The sequence below is a fragment of the Streptomyces sp. DH10 genome, from assembly GCF_029813805.1.
Lineage (GTDB): Bacteria > Actinomycetota > Actinomycetes > Streptomycetales > Streptomycetaceae > Streptomyces > Streptomyces coeruleofuscus.
The window spans coordinates 39,680-56,017 of sequence record NZ_JARVKU010000018.1; the positions used below are offsets into that span (position 1 = coordinate 39,680).

Here is a 16,338-nt window from a genome sequence, read left to right on the forward strand (position 1 = left end):
GTGCGTTTAACCCTTTACTCCGGTGAGCGTGACTCCCTCTACAAACGCCTTCTGGGCGAAGAAGAACACGAGGATCACGGGGGCCATCACCAGCACGGTGGCGGCCATGGTGAGGTTCCAGTCGGTGTGGTGGGCACCCTTGAAGGACTCCAGGCCGTAGGAGAGAGTCCAGGCGCCCGGGTTCTCCGAGGCGTAGATCTGGGGGCCGAAGTAGTCGTTCCAGGCGTAGAAGAACTGGAAGAGAGCCACGGCGGCTATGCCCGGTTTCGCCATCGGGAGGACGACCTTCAGGAGGGTGCGCAGGTCGCCGCAGCCGTCCACCTTGGCCGCGTCCAGGTACTCGTCGGGGATCGTGGTGAGGAACTGGCGCAGCAGGAAGATCGAGAACGCGTCGCCGAACGCCATGGGGATGATCAGCGGCCACAGCGTGCCGGACAGGTCCAGCTGCTTCGCCCAGAACAGGTACATCGGGATGATGATCACCTGTGGCGGCAGCATCATCATCGAGATGACCAGCATCAGGGCGAGGTTGCGGCCGCGGAAGCGGAACTTCGCGAGGGCGTAGGCCACCGGGATCGAGGAGACCACCGTGAGCGCCGTGCCCAGGACCGCGTAGAACAGGGTGTTCCGCCACCAGGTGAGGAAGCCGGGGGTGTCGAGGACCCTTCGGTAGTTGTCCCATTCCCAGGTGTCCGGGATCAGGTCGCGGCTGAGCGCCTGGCTGTCGCTCATGAGTGAGGTGAGGAGGACGAAGAGGAAGGGGAGGGTGAAGAAGAGGGCGACCGCGACGCCCAGGGAGTGGACCGCGATCCATTCCAGGAACGCCCTGCGGTGGGCCGTGCGTTCCGCCGGAGAGAGCGGTGCCTTCGACTCCAATGGCCTGTCCAGTAGTTGGGTCATCGGTCACCTGCCTGGATCAGACCGCCCTTGCGGCGCATCAGAAGTGCGGTGAAGGCCATGGAGAGGGCGAAGAGGACCAGGGCGACCACGCAGGCGGAGCCGTAGTCGAAGCGCTGGAAGCCCAGGTTGTAGACGAGTTGGGGGAGCGTGAGCGTGGACTTGTCCGGGTAGCCGGGCTCGAACTGGGTGCCCGCGCCCTGGATCACGCCCGAGGCGACCTTTCCGGCGATCAGCGGCTGTGTGTAGTACTGCATGGTCTGGATCACGCCGGTGACGACCGCGAACATGACGATCGGGGAGATGTTCGGGAGCGTGACGAACCGGAAGCGCTGCCAGGGTGCGGCGCCGTCCAGTTCGGCCGCCTCGTACTGCTCCTTCGGTACGTCCAGCAGCGCGGCCATGAAGATGACCATCAGGTCGCCGATGCCCCAGAGGGCCAGGAGCGTGAGCGCCGGCTTCGACCAGGTGGGGTCGTTGAACCAGCCGGGGGCGGGGAGCCCGGTCTTCTCCAGGATCGAGTTGACCGGGCCCGTGCCGGGGTTGAGGAGGAACGCGAAGGCCATGGTGGCCGCCACGGGCGGGGCGAGGTACGGCAGGTAGAAGAGGGTGCGGAAGACACCCGTACCCGTCTTGATCTTGGTGATCAGCAGGCCCACGCCCAGGCCGAAGGCGACCCGGAGCGTGACCATGATGACGACCAGCCACAGGGTGTTGCGCAGGGCGGGCCAGAAGAGCGGGTAGTGCTCGAAGACGTACGTCCAGTTCTTCGTGCCCGACCATGTCGGCGGTTTGAAGCCGTCGTACTGCATGAAGGAGAAGTAGACGGTGGAGATCAGCGGGTAGGCGAAGAAGACCGAGAAGCCGATCAGCCAGGGGGAGAGGAAGGCGAGGGTGCGGAGCGTCGAGCGGCGGTGTTTCGCGCGCAGGGTGTGAGTGCTCACGGTGCTCACGGTTTTCATGGCCTACTTCGCCTGCGCGATGTCCGTGTCGATCTGCTCGGCCGCCTTCTTCAGGCCGGCCTTGAGGTCGGTCGCCTTGCCGCTTTCGTAGGCGTAGCCGAACTCCTGGATCGTGGTGAGGTAGACGCCGCCGTTGACGGAGGCGGGGGCGGTGGTGGAGTTGGGGTCGGCGGCGATTTCCAGGAACGTCTTGAAGCGCGGGTCGTACTTCAGCTTCGGGGACTTCAGGGCCGCGAGCGTCGACGGCACGTTGTGGATGGCGTTGGAGAAGTTCACCACCGTGTCCGTGTCGGTGGTCATGTACTTCACCAGCTCCCAGGCCGCGTTCTGCTTCGTGCTGGTCGCCGCGATACCGGCGATGGTGCCGGTGATGTAGCCCTTGCCGTACTGGTCGGCCTGGTCGTCGGGGACGGGCAGCGGGGCCACGCCGATCTCGAACTCCGGCTTGGTGTCCAGGGCCATGCCCAGGCGCCACTCGCCGTCGAGCTGCATGGCGACCTGGCCGGTGTGGAAGGGGTGCTTGGGGCCCCACTCGTCGCCGAGCCTGGAGCGGTAGGTCTCCAGCTTGCGGTAGCCGCCGAGTGCGTCGACCAGCTTCTTCTGCATCGTGAACGCCTTCTCGAAGGCCGGGTCCTTGCCGACGTTCGACTTGCCGTCCTTGTCGAAGTACGTGGGGGAGAACTGCCCGAGGTAGTGCTCGGTGGTGGTCTCCCAGCCGTGGTAGTTCGGCATGAAGCCGAGCTGCTTGTAGGTGTTGCCCTGCGGGATCGTCAGCTTCTCGGCGACCTTCTCGAACTCGGACCAGGTCTTCGGCGGGCCGGTGATGCCCGCCTTCTCGAAGGCCGTCTTGTTGTAGTAGAGGCCGTACGCGTCGCCGAGGAGGGGCACCGCACAGCGGTTTCCCTCGAACTGCGTGTACTCGTTCATCGCCTTCGGGAAGGTCTTCTCCGGGTCGATTCCCGACTTCTCGAAGAGCGGGTCGAGGTCCACCAGGGCGCCGGAGGAGCAGAACTTGCCGACGCTGTTCGTGGTGAAGGACGAGATCACGTCCGGCGCCTTGCCGCCGCCGGCGCGCAGGGCCTGGTTGATCTTGTCGTCGGTCATGTTGCCGACGACATTGACCTGGATGTAGGGATGCGTCTTCTCGAAGCCGGCGACGAGGTCCTTGACGGCCTTCACCTCGGCGGGCGCGCTCCAGGCGTGCCAGAAGTTGAGGGTCGTCTCCTTGGACGCGTCGTCGGAGGCGCCGGAGTCCGCCTGGCCCGTACAGGCCGTGGCGAGGAGGGCGATGGAGGCGGAGGCGGCGAGGGCGATAGCCGCTTTTCTGGAGATTCCGGGCATGACAGGGCTCCCTGAGGCACGGGGGAAGGAGGGGATTACCGAAGGGGGGTGGGCGGGGTCAGCGGGAGGTGTCGAAGACCTCGTCGCGCGTGGTCGCGAGCGCGCTCTCCAGCGCGCCGCGCAGCACGGGGTGTTCACGGACGTCGCCCACGACCAGGCGTGGGCGTGACGCGGCCAGTTCCTCCAGCTCGGCCTGGACGAGGGCGCGCAGCACCTCGCCGCCCGAGGTGAGGGACGCACCGCTCAGTACGACGAGCTCGGGGTCGAGGACCGAGACGAGGGAGGCCAGGCCGGTGGCCAGCCGCGTCGCGTAGGTCTGGAGGAGGCGGCGGTGCGGTTCGTCGTCGGTCTCCGCGGCCCGGGCCACCAGGTGTGCGGCGGCCTCGGCGTACGGGCCCGCGGGGATGTCCTCGATGCCCAGTTCACGGGCCAGCCCCGGGACGGCCTGGGAACCGGCCAGCTCCTGGTAGCCGCCGCTGTTGGCCTTGGTGACCTGGCGGACCAGGGGCGTGCCCGGCACCGGCAGGAAGCCGACCTCGCCGGCGCCGCCGGTCCAGCCGCGGTGCAGCCGGCCGCCCAGGACCAGGGCGGCACCCAGGCCCTCCTGGTTCCACAGCAGCACGAAGTCCGTGTGGTCCCGGGCCGCGCCGAGGCGCTGTTCGGCGAGGGCGACCAGATTGACGTCGTTCTCGTACTCGAACGGCATCGGCAGGGCGGCGGCGAGCTCGTCCAGGAGGGTGGGGGAGTGCCAGCCGGGGAGGTGGGAGGCGTAGCGCAGGCGGCCGGTGGTGGGGTCGAAGGCGCCGGGGGTGCCGATGACGAGCCGGTGGATGTCGTCCCGGGCGAGACCCGCCGCCTTCACCGCGCCGTCCAGGGCGTCGGTGACCTGCTGGGCGACGGGGGTGCCGGTGCGCCTGCCGGGGGTGGGCAGTTCGTGGCGGCCGACCGTACGGCCGGTGATGTCGGCGACCGCGGCGAGGATCCGCCGGGGGGTGACGTCGAGTCCGGCGGCGTAACCGGCCGCCGGGTTGACCTCGTAGAGCTGGGCGTTCGGGCCCGGCCGGCCTTCGGTGGTGCCGGTGGCCAGGACGAGGCCCGCGGCCTCCAGGCGGGCCAGCAGCTGGGAGGCGGTCGGCTTTGACAGGCCGGTGAGCTTGCCGATCCGGGTGCGGGACAGCTGTCCGTGTTCCAGCAGCAGGTCCAGGGCGGCCCGGTCGTTCATGGCGCGCAGGACGCGCGGGGTGCCCGGCGTGCCGGCGGTTCCTGCCATGCGTGTCCACACCTGCCCTTCGGCTGCTCAGCTTCTCAGTGATCCGGCGGGGAAGTCCATCCGGCCGACCTGCGCCGGATCACTGTTAGGAAAGTTTCCTATCGGTGGGGAGGAAGGTAAGCCCGGTGCCGCGCGGGCGTCAATAGGGGACGGTTCAGGCAACGCAGTCGTTACCCGGGCATGCGAACCCGGGCATGCGAACCCGGGCATGCGAACCCGGGGATGCGACGGGCATGCGAAGCCGGGCATGCGAAAAGGGCGGCACCCGGAAACCCGGGTGCCGCCCTCCTCGTGCCGCGGATCGGCTACTTCGTGGTGCTCGTCGGCGGTGCGGCGGGCGTGAGCGGGGACGCCGCCGCCGACTGCGGGGACGCCGAGTTCGCGTACACCGACGGGGGCGCCATCCCCGCCGTCGGATCGGCGGGCGTCTCCTCCGCCGTGGCCGTGGCGCCGCCGACGATCCGGATGCCGGCCGCGTCGAAAGCCCGCTTGATGCGCCAGCGCAGCTCGCGCTCCACGGTCAGGGACTTGCCGGGCATGGTCTTCGCCGAGACGCGCACGACCATGGAGTCCAGCAGCACGCTGTCCAGGCCGAGCACCTCGATCGGGCCCCACAGCAGCTCGTTCCAGGGCTCCTCGGCGCCCATCTTCTCGGCGACCTCGTCCAGGGTGGCCTTGACCTTGTCCAGGTCCTCGCCGGAGTGGACCGTGACGTCGACGTTGGCCGTGGCCCAGCCCTGGGACAGGTTGCCGATGCGCTTGACCTCGCCGTTGCGGACGTACCAGATCTCGCCGCCGTCGCCGCGCAGCTTGGTCACGCGCAGGCCCACCTCGATCACCTCGCCGGAGGCGACGCCCGCGTCGATCGTGTCGCCGACGCCGTACTGGTCCTCGAGGATCATGAAGACACCGGAAAGGAAGTCCGTGACCAGGTTGCGGGCGCCGAAGCCGATCGCGACACCGGCGACACCGGCCGAGGCCAGCAGCGGGGCCAGGTTGATCTGGAAGGTGCCCAGGACCATCAGCGCGGCCGTGCCCATGATCAGGAACGACGCCACCGAGCGCAGCACCGAGCCGATCGCCTGCGAGCGCTGGCGACGGCGCTCGACGTTGACCAGCAGCCCGCCGAGCCCGGAGCCGTCCACGGACTGGCCGGTGCGGTTCATGCGGTCTATCAGCTTGGTGATCGCCCGCCGGACGACGACCCTCAGCACTGCCGCTATCACCACGATGAGCAGGACCCTCAGGCCGATCGCGAGCCACGTCGACCAGTTCTGCTCGACCCAGCCGGCGGCGTTCGTCGCGCTCTCCTGGGCGTCCTGGAGCGAGGGCACTCTCGGGGTCTCCGTATCCGAGGGGGTCGGCGACGGCGACGGGCCGACGGCGAGCAGGACAGCGGACAGGGACACGGCAGGTACCTCCAAGTACAGCGGTCCGCCCCGGTGCGGTGGTTCAGGGGGTCGAGGTCACGACTGGGTCACCGCGGGGGCAGAACCACCACACTAACGGGGCATTGTGTGTGCTTCGGCAGGATGTGTGAAGGAGAGACCGTGCTCACCTGGGCTTGAACAGGCCATGGTCCGGGGGATGAATCAGATGTGGTCGAAAACACTCCCAGCCCGTTACGGGGACATGGTGGCGCTTTCACCAGGCATGAGGGGAGACTGGCTACGAATCGTCCCGGCGCGAGCCACGCGCCGCCGGCGTCCAAGGAGGCATCCGTGCCGCACGTCCTGGTCCTCAACGCGTCGTACGAGCCGCTAGGTGTCGTACCGCTCCGCCGCGCGCTCGTCCTCGTCCTCGAGAACAAGGCCGTATGCCTCGAGGAGTCCGGCGCCTATCTGCACAGCGCGACCGTCACAGTCCCCGCACCCAGCGTGGTCCGGCTCAAGCGATTCGTCCGGGTTCCCTATCGGGGGCCCGTTCCTCTGACCCGCCGTGCGCTGTTCGCCCGCGACGGGGGCCGGTGCATGTACTGCGGTGGCGTCGCAACCAGCGTCGACCACGTCATCCCGCGCAGCCGCGGGGGCAAACACGTCTGGGACAACGTGGTGGCGTCCTGCCGCCGCTGCAACCACGTGAAGGCCGACCGGCACCTCTTCGAGATCGGCTGGCGGCTGCGCCACAAACCCGCCCCGCCCACCGGCCTGGCCTGGCGCATCATCGGGACCGGCCATCGGGACCCGCGCTGGCTGCCGTACTTGCAGCCGTACGGCGCGGACGACGCCTTGGCCCGGATCGACGGCATTTCCGCCTGAGAGGATCCGGGCTTTCGTATTGCCGCGTGACGTTCGTCATCGCCGTGTGCGGCCGGATGCCGTGTGCGGCCGGCCGACCGGCCCGGTGAACCCCCGTTCCCCCGGGCCGGCCCGCCCTGCGGAGGGCGCCTACGCGTACCGCAGTTCCCCCGGGCGTACCGAGCGGCGCAGCAGGGGCAGTGAGGTGGCCGCGGCCAGCAGGCAGGCGGCGTAGGCGGCGACGGGCACCAGGGCGATCGCCCAGGGCACCGGCCGGCCGGCGAGCAGGGCGTACCAGACGCCGATGGCCGTCCCGCCCAGGCCGGAGAGCAGTACGGCGGGGGCGAGCGGCAGCGCGGTCTCCAGCAGCAGGGCCCGGCCGAGCACCGTGTGCGGAACCCCGGCGGCGGCCTGCGCGGCCAGGCCCCGGCGGCGGGTGGCCAGGGACTCGGCGGTGCCGACGGCGAGGCCCGACAGGGTGAGCGCGAAGGCGATGGCGACGGCGGCGCCCGTGAGGTCGAGGCCGGTGGTGTAGTAGGACGCGGACATGTACAGGTTCGGTGAGCTGCGCACCGTGTCGCTCAGCACCTGCCGGACACCCATGAAGCCGGTCGCGACGAGCGTCACCAGCAGCACCGCCGCGTGCGTGCGGGCGGCCGACCAGGGGTCGTCGCGCAGCCGTTCCGCCGCGATCAGCGTCGCCGCCGACCGGGCCCGGGGCGCGAGGATCCGCCCGGTCGCCTTCGCGGTGGCCCCGGAGAGCCATACCGCGCCCGCGCCGACCGCCAGGACCACGCCCATCAGTTGCAGCGGCGGCCCGCCGTTCGGCCGGTTGGGGGCGGCCGTGGAGGTGGTGGCCACGGTCAGCAGCGCCAGCACCGCGACGAGCAGGACCCCGGCCAGGAACAGCAGTCCGGGCCCCCGTCCGCTGCGCGGCCCGACCCGGCGCACCCAGCCGAGCGGGGAGGCCACGACCCGGCGCAGCGCCAGTGCGCCCGCCACCGCGCCCAGCACCGGTACGGCGACGGCGACCAGGGCGATCCCCGCCCAGGCCAGGGCGGTCGGCCGGTCCCACTGGCGCAGCAGGGCCAGCACCGACAGGACGGTGGCGGCCGCCGAGCCCAGCAGACAGGCCAGGCCGGTCTCCAGCGCGGCGATCCGCCGGACCTGCCAGGGTGTCGCCCCGGCCAGCCGCAGCCCGGCCAGCCGCCGGTCGCGGTGCACGGCGCCGATCCGGGCGCACTGGCCGAGGAACCCCAGCACGGGCACGAGCAGGAGCAGCAGGCCGACGATCACGCCGGACCGCGTGCCGGGCTCGTTCAGCAGGCCCGCGGCGACGGGCACCCGGTAGCTGCCCCGCAGCGCGGCCAGGGCGACGGCGGCCAGCGCGAACCCCGTCGCGAGCGCGGCGCCCGTCACCGTCAGCGCGACCCGCCACCATTCGCCTCGATCGGAACCACGGGTGAGCTCCCAGGCCAGACGCAGATCGGAACGCAGGGATGTCATGCCGTCACCTCCGGGCGGTGGCCGGTGCCGCGGGTCGGTCGCCCGGACTCGGATGCCCGACGGGCGGAGCCGGGGCGCGGCTCCCGGGGCAGGCGCACGCAGGTCCTCATGCCGTCACCCCCAGCGGAGTCACAGCGCCGTCCCGCAGCTGGACCTCCCGGTCCGCGTACGCCGCCACCTGGGCGTCATGGGTGATGAGCAGGACCGCCGTGCCCGACTCGCGGGCCGTGTGGACCAGGGCCGTCATGACCTGCTCGGCGGCGAGCGAGTCCAGGGCCCCCGTCGGCTCGTCGGCGAAGACCACCTTCGGGCCGGTGGCCAGGGCCCGGGCCAGTGCGGTCCGCTGGGCCTGGCCACCGCTCATCTCGCCCGGCCGCAGGTCCTCCTGCCCGCGCACGCCGAACCGCTCCAGCCACTCACCGGCCCGGGCCCGGGCACGGGCCCGGTCGGTGCCGGCCAGCAGCAGCGGCAGGGCGACGTTGTCCAGGGCCGTCAGCTCGGGGATGAGCTGCCCGAACTGGAACACCACGCCGAACTCGGTCCGCCGCAGCTCGCTCAGCCGCTTCTCGGGCAGGTCCTCCAGCCGCCGGCCGTCGTACGACACCGAGCCCTCGTCGGGCCGGACGATCCCGGCCAGGCAGTGCAGCAGCGTGGACTTCCCGCTGCCGCTCGCGCCGGTCACGGCGAGGATCTCGCCGCCGTGCAGGTCGACCGAGGCGCCGCGCAGCGCGGGTGTCCTGCCGTGCGATTTGGTGAGTCCGCTCGCCGAGAGAAGAGGCACGGGTCTGCTCATGCTGCGTCGACCTCCGCGGTCAGGGTGGTGAGCCGGGCCGCCGTGGTGCTCATCCAGCGGAGGTCGGCGTCGAGGTGGTTGAGGGCGTAGTCCGCCGAGAGCACGGTCGCGAGGTCGGCGCCCTTGGCGGCCTTGACCGCCGTGAGCTCCCGCATCCGCTCCATGTGGGCGGCGCGCTGGGCGCTCAGGTACGCGGCCGGGTCGCCGCCCGAGAGGATCGCGACCACGACCTTGGCGAAGATCTCGTTCGCCACGAAGGGCGCGGGCGGCGCGATCTCCCCGGCCCACCGGGACAGTTCACGCGTCCCCTCCTCCGTGGCGCGGTACGTCGTCCGCTCCGGGCCGCCGTCCGAGTCGGTGCCCTCGACCGCGGCCAGGCCGTCCCGGACGAGGCGCTGGAGGGTCGTGTAGACCTGCCCGTAGGCCAGCGGCCGGGCCTGCGGGAACCGTTCGTCGTGGCGTCGCTTGAGGTCGTAGCCATGGCTCGGACCCGTGGCGAGCAGGCCCAGCAGGATGTGGCGGGTGCTCATGGGGATCATTATGTACTGAGTACATGTACTGAGTGAATAGCGGGGGCCGGAGAACTCCGTCGCGGAACCTCCGAAGGCTCAGTCCGTGACGGCGTACGCCTCCGCCGACCACAGCGAATACCCGTACGGCGTGGCCCGCTTCTCGCCCCGCACCCGTACGAAGCGCACGTCGCGCTCGTCCATGCGGACGCTCTCGTCGCCGCCGCTGCCGTCCCGAACCGCGGCCGCCGTGCGCCAGTGGCGGCCGTCGGGCGAGACCTGGACGCGGTACGCCGAGGGGTGGGCGTCCTGCCAGCGCAGCACGACCTGCCCGAGCCGCACCGGGCGGGGCAGCTCGACCTGCCACCAGGCGTCGTCGTCGACCGGGGACGACCAGCGCGTGTCCGGGTCGCCGTCGTTCGCCGCCGCCGCGGGGAAGTCGGGCGTCTCGTCGCCCGAGGAACGCGCCGTGCCGGTGCGGGCCAGGTCGGGGCCGCCGGTGGGCGGGAAGGCCCGGACGGTGAGCGTCCGGGTGGCTCCCGCGAAGCCCAGCCGGATGTCGTAGGACCGTTTCGGCGCACCGCGTTCCACGGTCACCTCGACCGGGACCTCCACCTTCGTGCCGCGCGGCACGGCCAGCTCGGACCCGGGCACCCGGACTCGCACGCCCTCGGGTGCCTCGACCGTGAGCCTGCCGCGGGCGTCGACCGGGCGCAGCGAGCCCAGCCCGGCCGTCAGCCGCCGCGTCCTGCCGGTCTCGGCGTCCACGCGGTCGCGCGTCAGCTCCAGAGAGGTGGCGGGGGAGTCGGCGAACCACGGGACCAGGTGACGCACGCGGGTGGACGCGGGACCGGTGACCCGCACCGCGTCCACCCGCTGCCCGGCCCGCACCTCGGTCGCCCCCGAAGCGGCCAGCCGGCCGGCCCGCCGCCAGCCCCGGCCCGGTACGTGCACCTCGACGTCGCCCTCGGTGCCGGGGTCGGTGAGGGCCGTCACGGCCGCCAGGGACCGGGGGTGCGAAAAGCGCAGGGTGCGGCCGTCGCCCGGGTCGCCGGGGCTCGGGGGCGGCTCGTGGCCGATGCCCGACCAAGCCGCGTACGCCTTCTGCGCCCGCCCCAGGAACGGGTCAAGGACGTCCGTGCCGACCTTGACCGGCGCCGGCTCCAGCCGGGCCCGCAGCGCGCCGAGTTCGCGGTACGCCGTCCAGGCCGCCGCTGCGTCCCCGGCGCGCTGCGCGTCCAGCATGCCGAGCGCGGTCGTACCCGCCTCGCCGTAACGGGCCAGCTGCTCCGACCAGGGGGCGACCTCCGGGGCGAGGCCGGTGCCCGCCAGCCGCCGGGGCAGCTCGCGCAGCACGGTGAACGCCTCGCGCAGCCGCCGGGCGGCGTCGCCGTCCGTCCCCGGGCCGGTCCCCTCGGCCCCGCCCGCGGTACGGGCCCGCCAGTACGCCTCGGTCAGCGGGCGCAGGTACGCCGACTCCTCCTCGCCGAGGACCGACGACGCGTCGTTCCCGGCGAGCGCGGCCAGGGCCTCCTCGCGGCGCCGGTCCCCGCCCGCCAGGTCGGCGATCGCGGCGCGCCAGGACTCCCCGGGGCGGTAGTCGCGCGGGTTCCAGGCGTAGTCGGCGGCGGTGAACAGCGGGATGCGGGACGCCTCGGGCTGCTGCATCGCGTTGGCGAGCAGGGCGGCCGAGCCGGTGGCGACGGCCGGCTCGCGGCCCCGGTAGGGGCCGAGGAAGAGGCGGCCGGGCTCGTAGTCGTTGACCGGGTAGTTGTCCATCGTGACCAGCGGATGCCGGAACGCCTCCCGGGCGTCGGCCAGTTCGCCGCCCGTGATGGTGCGGGGCACCACCCCGACGCCCGTCCACGCCACCTCGACACGCGTGTCCAGCGAGCTCGCCAGGGCCCGCCGGTAGTCGGTCGTGCCGTCCTCGTAGAACTCGGTCGGCATCAGTGACAGACCGGCGGCCCCGGGATGCCGCTGCGCCAGGTGCCGGGCCACCGCGTTCGCCACCCGGGCCTGCGCCCGCGCGGCCGCCCGGGGGCCGGAGCCGAACCGGCCGGCGTCCGCGTCGCAGTGCCACTCGCTGTAGCTGACGTCCTGGAACTGGAGCTGGAAGGCGCGGAAGCCCAGCGCCCACATGGCGTCGAACTTGCGTGTCAGGGCGCGCACGTCGTCGTCCGACGCGAAACACATCGCCTGGCCCGGGGCCACCGCCCAGCCGAGCGTGACGTGGTTGCGGCGCGCCCGCTCGGCCAGCTCCCGGAACGCGGAGCGCTGCCCCGCCGGGTACGGCTCACGCCAGCGGGCCTGCCGATACAGGTCGTCACCGGGGGCGTACAAGTAGCGGTTCTGCTTGGTGCGCCCCATGAAGTCGAGCTGCCCGAGCCGCTGCCGGTGCGTCCATGCGGTGCCGTAGAAGCCCTCGGTGATGCCGCGCACGGCGGTGCCGGGCCAGTCGCGTACGACCGCGGCGGCGATCGTGCGGTCGGGCCGCAGGAGCTGCCGCAGCGTCTGGACCGCGTGGAACAGGCCGTCCTCGCCGGTTCCGGTGAGCAGGACGCCGCCCCGGCCCACGGACAGCTCGTATCCCCCGGAGGGGAGGGCGCGGCGGTCGTCCCGGCGGACGGGCTCCGTCCGCACCCGCACGGCCAGCGACCCGGGCGCGGCGGAGTCCGTGATGCGACGGGCCCCGGCCTTCCGCAGCAGGTCGCGCAGGGCCTCGACGGCATGGGGGTCCCCCCTGTTCGAGCGAAGCCGAGAACTTGGGGGAGGGTCCGCCTGCGCGTCGGTGATCAGGGCGACCTCGCCGGTGACCGCGACCGGTGCGCCGTTCGCGCGCAGGGACTGGGGGCGCGGCCAGACGGAGAGATCCGGACGGGCGGCGTCGGAGGTGGGGGGTGCCGCGGTCGCTTCCGGGACGGGCGGTGCCGCCACCGCGGCGGGCGGGGCGCCGAGGGTTCCGGCGACGACGGCGACGGCGAGAGCCGCCGCCCGCTTCCCACGCCGCAGTCCCACAGGCCCCCTCCACAGGTGTTCGACCGGTGGAACGAGCCCACCACCCGCCCGGTGAGGGTGTCAACGAGAGTGGCCGTTGTGACCGAATTGCCGGACTCTGGAGGGAGTGGAGGAGAGTGGAATGTGAGCAGAAGCACGATGTTCGGCCTGGGGTGTCTGCCTTCGCCTCGACTGGGTAGGGCTGCGATAGCCGTTGAACGCCGTACCCAACAAGGAGGCCCCCGTGGCTGTGATGACTTTCCTTCCGCTCCCGGCCCCGTCCAAACCCGTGGCGGACACGTCCGCCGACCTCGACCCCCACTATGACGACCCCCGCTACGAAGACCCCCACTACTGCATCTTCAGCTCCGAGAGCACCTGCGCCGAGCCCCCGCTGACCAGCGAGCCCCCGCTGCCCGACGCCGAGCCCCTCACCAGCGAGCCGCCGCTCGCCGAATCCGCCCCCCTGACCAGCGAACCCTCCGCCTTCGTCCCGGACTTCACGAGGTCCTAGATGACCGCACCCCGGCCGGCCGAACCGCCTTCCGAGGACCTGTCCCGACTCGCCGACCTGCACGGCGTCGCCACGTCGTACAGCCCGTCCCCGGACCGTACGGTCGCGGCCTCGGCCGCCGCGGTGACCCTCACCCTTGCCGCTCTCGGTGTGGACGCGAGCACGCCCGGCGCCGTACGCGCCGCGCTCGCCGCCCGGGAGCGGGAACTGGGCTCCAGGCTGCTGCCGCCCACGGTGGTCGGCTGGGGCACCGGCCCCCCGGCCGCCCTGGCCGCGCTCCCCGAGGGAAGCCGGCTGCTCATCGAGACCGAGCAGGGCGAGACCCGCGCCTCGGCCGAGCACCTCCCGCCCGGTGTCCACCGGCTGACCGCCACCGCCCCCGACGGCCGCACGACCACCGCCCACCTGGTCGTCGCCCCGGCCCGTCTGCCCAGCACCGCCGGACGCTCCCACGGACTCCTCGTCCAGCTCTACTCCCTGCTGTCCCGCCGTTCCTGGGGCATGGGCGACCTGGGCGACCTCGCCGAGCTGGCCGGCTGGGCCGGGCGGTCGCTCGGCGCCGGATTCGTCCAGGTCAACCCGCTGCACGCGGCCGTGCCCGGCGCTCCCACGGACCCCTCCCCGTACCGCCCCTCCTCCCGCCGCTTCCCCGACCCCGTGCACCTGCGCATCGAGGACGTCCCCGAGTGCGCGTACGTCGAGGACCGCGAGCGGCTGCGCGCGTTGCTGGAGAGATCCGGTCGGCTGCGCGAAGCCGTGCTGGACAAGGGCGCGCTGATCGACCGCGACGCCGTGTGGGAGCTCAAGCGGGAGGCGCTTCAACTGCTGTGCGAGGTGCCGCTCGGCCCCGGCAGGCGCGCCGCCTACTGCGACTTCCTCGCCGAGCAGGGCCAGGCCCTGGAGGACCACGCCACCTGGTACGCGCTCGCCGAGGTGCACGGCCCGGACTGGCACCGCTGGCCGACCGGCCTGCGCGACCCGCGCTCGCCCGAGACCGTCCGTGCCCGCAACGGACTGCTGGACCGGGTGGACTTCTGGTCCCGGCTCGCCTGGCTCACCGACACCCAGCTGACCGCCGCCCAGCGCGCCGGGCGCGAGGCCGGGATGCCGGTCGGGATCGTGCACGACCTCGCGGTCGGCGTCCACCCCGGCGGCGCCGACGCCTGGGCCCAGCAGGACTACTTCGCCGCCGGCATGTCGGTGGGCGCCCCGCCGGACGCCTTCAACGCCCGCGGCCAGGACTGGGGACTGCCGCCCTGGCGCCCCGACCGCCTGGCCGAGTCGGGCTACGCCCCCTTCCGCGAGCTGCTGCGCGCCCTGTTCCGCTACGCCGGAGCCCTGCGCATCGACCACGTCATGGGCCTGTTCCGCCTGTGGTGGGTGCCGCAGGGCCGGCCACCGACCGAGGGCACGTACGTCCGCTACGACGCCGAGGCCATGCTCGCCGTCCTCGTCCTGGAGGCCTCCCGGGCCGGGGCGCTGGTGATCGGCGAGGACCTGGGAACCGTCGAACCGGGCGTGCGCGAGGCGCTGCGCGAGCGCGGGGTGCTCGGCACGTCCGTGCTGTGGTTCGAACGCGACTGGGAGGGCGACGGCCGCCCGCTGCCCCCCGACCGCTGGCGCGCCGACTGCCTGGCCACCGCCACCACCCACGACCTGCCCTCCACGGCCGCCCGCCTCACCGGCGAGCATGTCGAGCTCCGCGACAGCCTGGGCCTGCTGACCCGCCCGCTGGAGCAGGAGCGCGCCGAGGCCGCCGCCGACACCGCCGAGTGGCTGGCCCTGCTCACCGAGCTCGGCCTGCTGAACGGCACCGGTGGCACCGACGCCTCCTCTGAGGAGGCCGAGATCCAGGCCGTCCACCGCTTCCTGCTGCGCACCCCGGCCCGCATGGTCGGCGTCTGGCTCCCCGACGGTGTCGGCGACCGCCGCCCGCAGAACCTCCCGGGGACGTGGGACCAGTACCCGAACTGGCGGCTGCCGATCGCGGACGCGGCGGGCCGTCCCGTGACCTTGGAGGACCTGGCCGCATCGCCCCGGCTGCACGCCCTCGTCGAGGTGCTGCGGCAGCCGCCCGACGCGTCGGGCCGCTGAGGACGCCTCTTACGGCACCCCGGGCGCGCGGCCCCGACCGGCGTTGGATACTTTTGGCACCGTGGACAAGAAGAACGCCCTGCGCGCCGGCGCCCTGGCCGCCGGTACGACGCTGATGATGCTGCTCATGTCGTCGCCCGCCTTCGCGCTCACGCGCGACGATGGCGACGACCCCGGCCCGGGCCTGAGCGTCATCGAGACGCTGGGCCTCTTCGTCGCGGCCCCGATCGTGCTGTACCTGGTCATCCACGGTCTGGTGATGGTCGGGGACAAGTCGCACAAGAAGAAGGACCCGACCAGTTCCAACATCAGGACCAAGGCCGACGCGAAGGCCGACGCCAAGGCCTGACCAGGACTTCCGTTCGAGTCCGTCACGCGTCTTTTCCGAGGGCGCCGTCCCCGCCGTACGCACGCGCATGCCGCCGTACGGCGACCGGGGCGGCGCCCTCGGCTTTCCCGGTGGCCGCAAGTCGGGCGTAAGTCGGCCGTAAGTGGGCCAGGAGCCGGCCGGGAGTCAGGGATTCGGTGCCGTCAGATAGCGCTGCACCGTCGGCGCCAGCCACGCGACGATCTCCTCGCGGCTGAGCGCCACGGCCGGCGGGAGGCGCAGGACGTACCGGGTCAGCGCCATCCCGAGCAGCTGCGTGGCGGTGAGCGCGGCCCGCACCGGGACCTGCTCGGGGTCGGGGCACGCCTGGCGGGCGACCGGAAGCAGCTGCTCCTGGAAGATGCCCTGCATGCGCTCGGCCCCGGCCTGGTTGGTGGCACCGACCCGGAGCAGGGCCGTGAGCACCTCGTTCTCCTCCCACATGGCGAGGAAGTGGGTCACGAGGGCTGACCCGACCTCGTCCCGGGGCAGCGGGCCCAGATCGGGCAGCTTCAGATCGACGGCGACGGCGGCCGCGAACAGGCCCTCCTTGCTGCCGTAGTACCGCATCACCATGGACGGGTCGATGCCCGCGTCCCGGGCGATGGTGCGGATGGTGGCGCGCTCGTAGCCGTCGGCGGCGAAACGCTCGCGTGCGGCGTCGAGGATGGCGGCGCGGGTGGTGTCGGAGCGCCTGGAGGGGGCCGTGGGCTTGTTGTCGGGCATGCAAACGAGCGTAGGCCAACATTCGTAGGCCAACAAGCGTTGACGAAGTGGGTGTGCGGTTCTACGTTGGTCCACGAGCGTTGGTCAACGGCCGTTGGCAAACGGGTGTTGGCGAACGGGTGTTG

Annotated in this window: 14 protein-coding genes; 4 read left to right on the forward strand and 10 right to left on the reverse strand. The window is 72.4% G+C overall.

Annotation, left to right across the window (positions count from 1 at the left end; translation table 11 throughout):
- Positions 1 to 6: 6 nt before the first annotated feature.
- From QC385_RS30955 to QC385_RS30975, 5 genes are all read right to left on the reverse strand, one after another.
- The gene (locus QC385_RS30955) at positions 7 to 900 is read right to left on the reverse strand and encodes a carbohydrate ABC transporter permease (RefSeq protein ID WP_279544671.1); all 894 of its coding nucleotides are present in this window, start codon (positions 898 to 900) and stop codon (positions 7 to 9) included.
- Positions 897 to 1,841: a carbohydrate ABC transporter permease gene (locus QC385_RS30960; RefSeq protein ID WP_279544672.1), complete on the reverse strand. Its 945-nt coding sequence runs from the start codon at positions 1,839 to 1,841 to the stop codon at positions 897 to 899. The genes QC385_RS30955 and QC385_RS30960 overlap by 4 nt, the downstream gene beginning before the upstream one ends.
- A gap of 21 nt (positions 1,842 to 1,862) precedes the next feature.
- Complete coding sequence (locus QC385_RS30965; protein ID WP_279544673.1) at positions 1,863 to 3,200, reverse strand: ABC transporter substrate-binding protein; 1,338 nt, start codon at positions 3,198 to 3,200, stop codon at positions 1,863 to 1,865.
- Positions 3,201 to 3,258: 58 nt separating this feature from the next.
- Positions 3,259 to 4,470, reverse strand: coding sequence for an ROK family transcriptional regulator (locus tag QC385_RS30970; protein WP_279544674.1), 1,212 nt, complete (start codon positions 4,468 to 4,470; stop codon positions 3,259 to 3,261).
- 305 nt (positions 4,471 to 4,775) lie between these two features.
- Positions 4,776 to 5,879 carry a mechanosensitive ion channel family protein gene (locus tag QC385_RS30975; protein WP_279544675.1) on the reverse strand — a complete coding sequence of 368 codons (1,104 nt, stop codon included), beginning with the start codon at positions 5,877 to 5,879 and terminating at the stop codon, positions 4,776 to 4,778.
- Between the two features lie 312 nt (positions 5,880 to 6,191).
- Here QC385_RS30975 and QC385_RS30980 point away from each other — a divergent pair, with 312 nt between their 5' ends.
- Positions 6,192 to 6,728, forward strand: coding sequence for an HNH endonuclease (locus QC385_RS30980; protein WP_019760491.1), 537 nt, complete (start codon positions 6,192 to 6,194; stop codon positions 6,726 to 6,728).
- A gap of 129 nt (positions 6,729 to 6,857) precedes the next feature.
- On the opposite strand, the gene QC385_RS30985 is transcribed toward QC385_RS30980, so the two are convergent.
- From QC385_RS30985 to QC385_RS31000, 4 genes are all read right to left on the reverse strand, one after another.
- On the reverse strand, positions 6,858 to 8,213 hold the full coding sequence (locus QC385_RS30985) for an FtsX-like permease family protein (protein ID WP_279544676.1): 1,356 nt from the start codon (positions 8,211 to 8,213) through the stop codon (positions 6,858 to 6,860).
- A 106-nt stretch (positions 8,214 to 8,319) separates the two neighbouring features.
- Positions 8,320 to 9,006, reverse strand: a complete 687-nt coding sequence (locus QC385_RS30990; RefSeq protein ID WP_279544677.1) for an ABC transporter ATP-binding protein — start codon at positions 9,004 to 9,006, stop codon at positions 8,320 to 8,322.
- Complete coding sequence (locus QC385_RS30995) at positions 9,003 to 9,536, reverse strand: PadR family transcriptional regulator (protein WP_279544678.1); 534 nt, start codon at positions 9,534 to 9,536, stop codon at positions 9,003 to 9,005. Before QC385_RS30995 ends, QC385_RS30990 begins: the two co-directional genes overlap by 4 nt.
- A gap of 78 nt (positions 9,537 to 9,614) precedes the next feature.
- A complete protein-coding gene (locus tag QC385_RS31000; protein WP_279544679.1) occupies positions 9,615 to 12,533 on the reverse strand; it encodes a beta-N-acetylglucosaminidase domain-containing protein in 2,919 nt (972 codons plus the stop codon).
- A gap of 223 nt (positions 12,534 to 12,756) precedes the next feature.
- Between QC385_RS31000 and QC385_RS31005 the strand changes: the two genes are divergently transcribed.
- From QC385_RS31005 to QC385_RS31015, 3 genes are all read left to right on the forward strand, one after another.
- Positions 12,757 to 13,026 carry a hypothetical protein gene (locus QC385_RS31005; RefSeq protein ID WP_397694882.1) on the forward strand — a complete coding sequence of 90 codons (270 nt, stop codon included), beginning with the start codon at positions 12,757 to 12,759 and terminating at the stop codon, positions 13,024 to 13,026.
- The gene (gene malQ / locus QC385_RS31010; protein ID WP_279544680.1) at positions 13,027 to 15,120 is read left to right on the forward strand and encodes a 4-alpha-glucanotransferase; all 2,094 of its coding nucleotides are present in this window, start codon (positions 13,027 to 13,029) and stop codon (positions 15,118 to 15,120) included. It abuts the gene before it with no gap.
- A gap of 61 nt (positions 15,121 to 15,181) precedes the next feature.
- Positions 15,182 to 15,469, forward strand: coding sequence for a hypothetical protein (locus tag QC385_RS31015; protein WP_279544681.1), 288 nt, complete (start codon positions 15,182 to 15,184; stop codon positions 15,467 to 15,469).
- 165 nt (positions 15,470 to 15,634) lie between these two features.
- On the opposite strand, the gene QC385_RS31020 is transcribed toward QC385_RS31015, so the two are convergent.
- Positions 15,635 to 16,213, reverse strand: a complete 579-nt coding sequence (locus tag QC385_RS31020; protein ID WP_279544682.1) for a TetR/AcrR family transcriptional regulator — start codon at positions 16,211 to 16,213, stop codon at positions 15,635 to 15,637.
- Positions 16,214 to 16,338 lie beyond the last annotated feature (125 nt).

Coding starts and splice junctions, on each gene's coding strand:
- QC385_RS31020 (WP_279544682.1), bottom strand. CDS start 16,213: ATGCCCGACAACAAGCCCACGGCCCCCTCCAGGCGCTCCGACACCACC.
- malQ (WP_279544680.1), top strand. CDS start 13,027: ATGACCGCACCCCGGCCGGCCGAACCGCCTTCCGAGGACCTGTCCCGA.
- QC385_RS30990 (WP_279544677.1), bottom strand. CDS start 9,006: ATGAGCAGACCCGTGCCTCTTCTCTCGGCGAGCGGACTCACCAAATCG.
- QC385_RS30985 (WP_279544676.1), bottom strand. CDS start 8,213: ATGACATCCCTGCGTTCCGATCTGCGTCTGGCCTGGGAGCTCACCCGT.
- QC385_RS30965 (WP_279544673.1), bottom strand. CDS start 3,200: ATGCCCGGAATCTCCAGAAAAGCGGCTATCGCCCTCGCCGCCTCCGCC.
- QC385_RS30955 (WP_279544671.1), bottom strand. CDS start 900: ATGACCCAACTACTGGACAGGCCATTGGAGTCGAAGGCACCGCTCTCT.
- QC385_RS30970 (WP_279544674.1), bottom strand. CDS start 4,470: ATGGCAGGAACCGCCGGCACGCCGGGCACCCCGCGCGTCCTGCGCGCC.
- QC385_RS30995 (WP_279544678.1), bottom strand. CDS start 9,536: ATGAGCACCCGCCACATCCTGCTGGGCCTGCTCGCCACGGGTCCGAGC.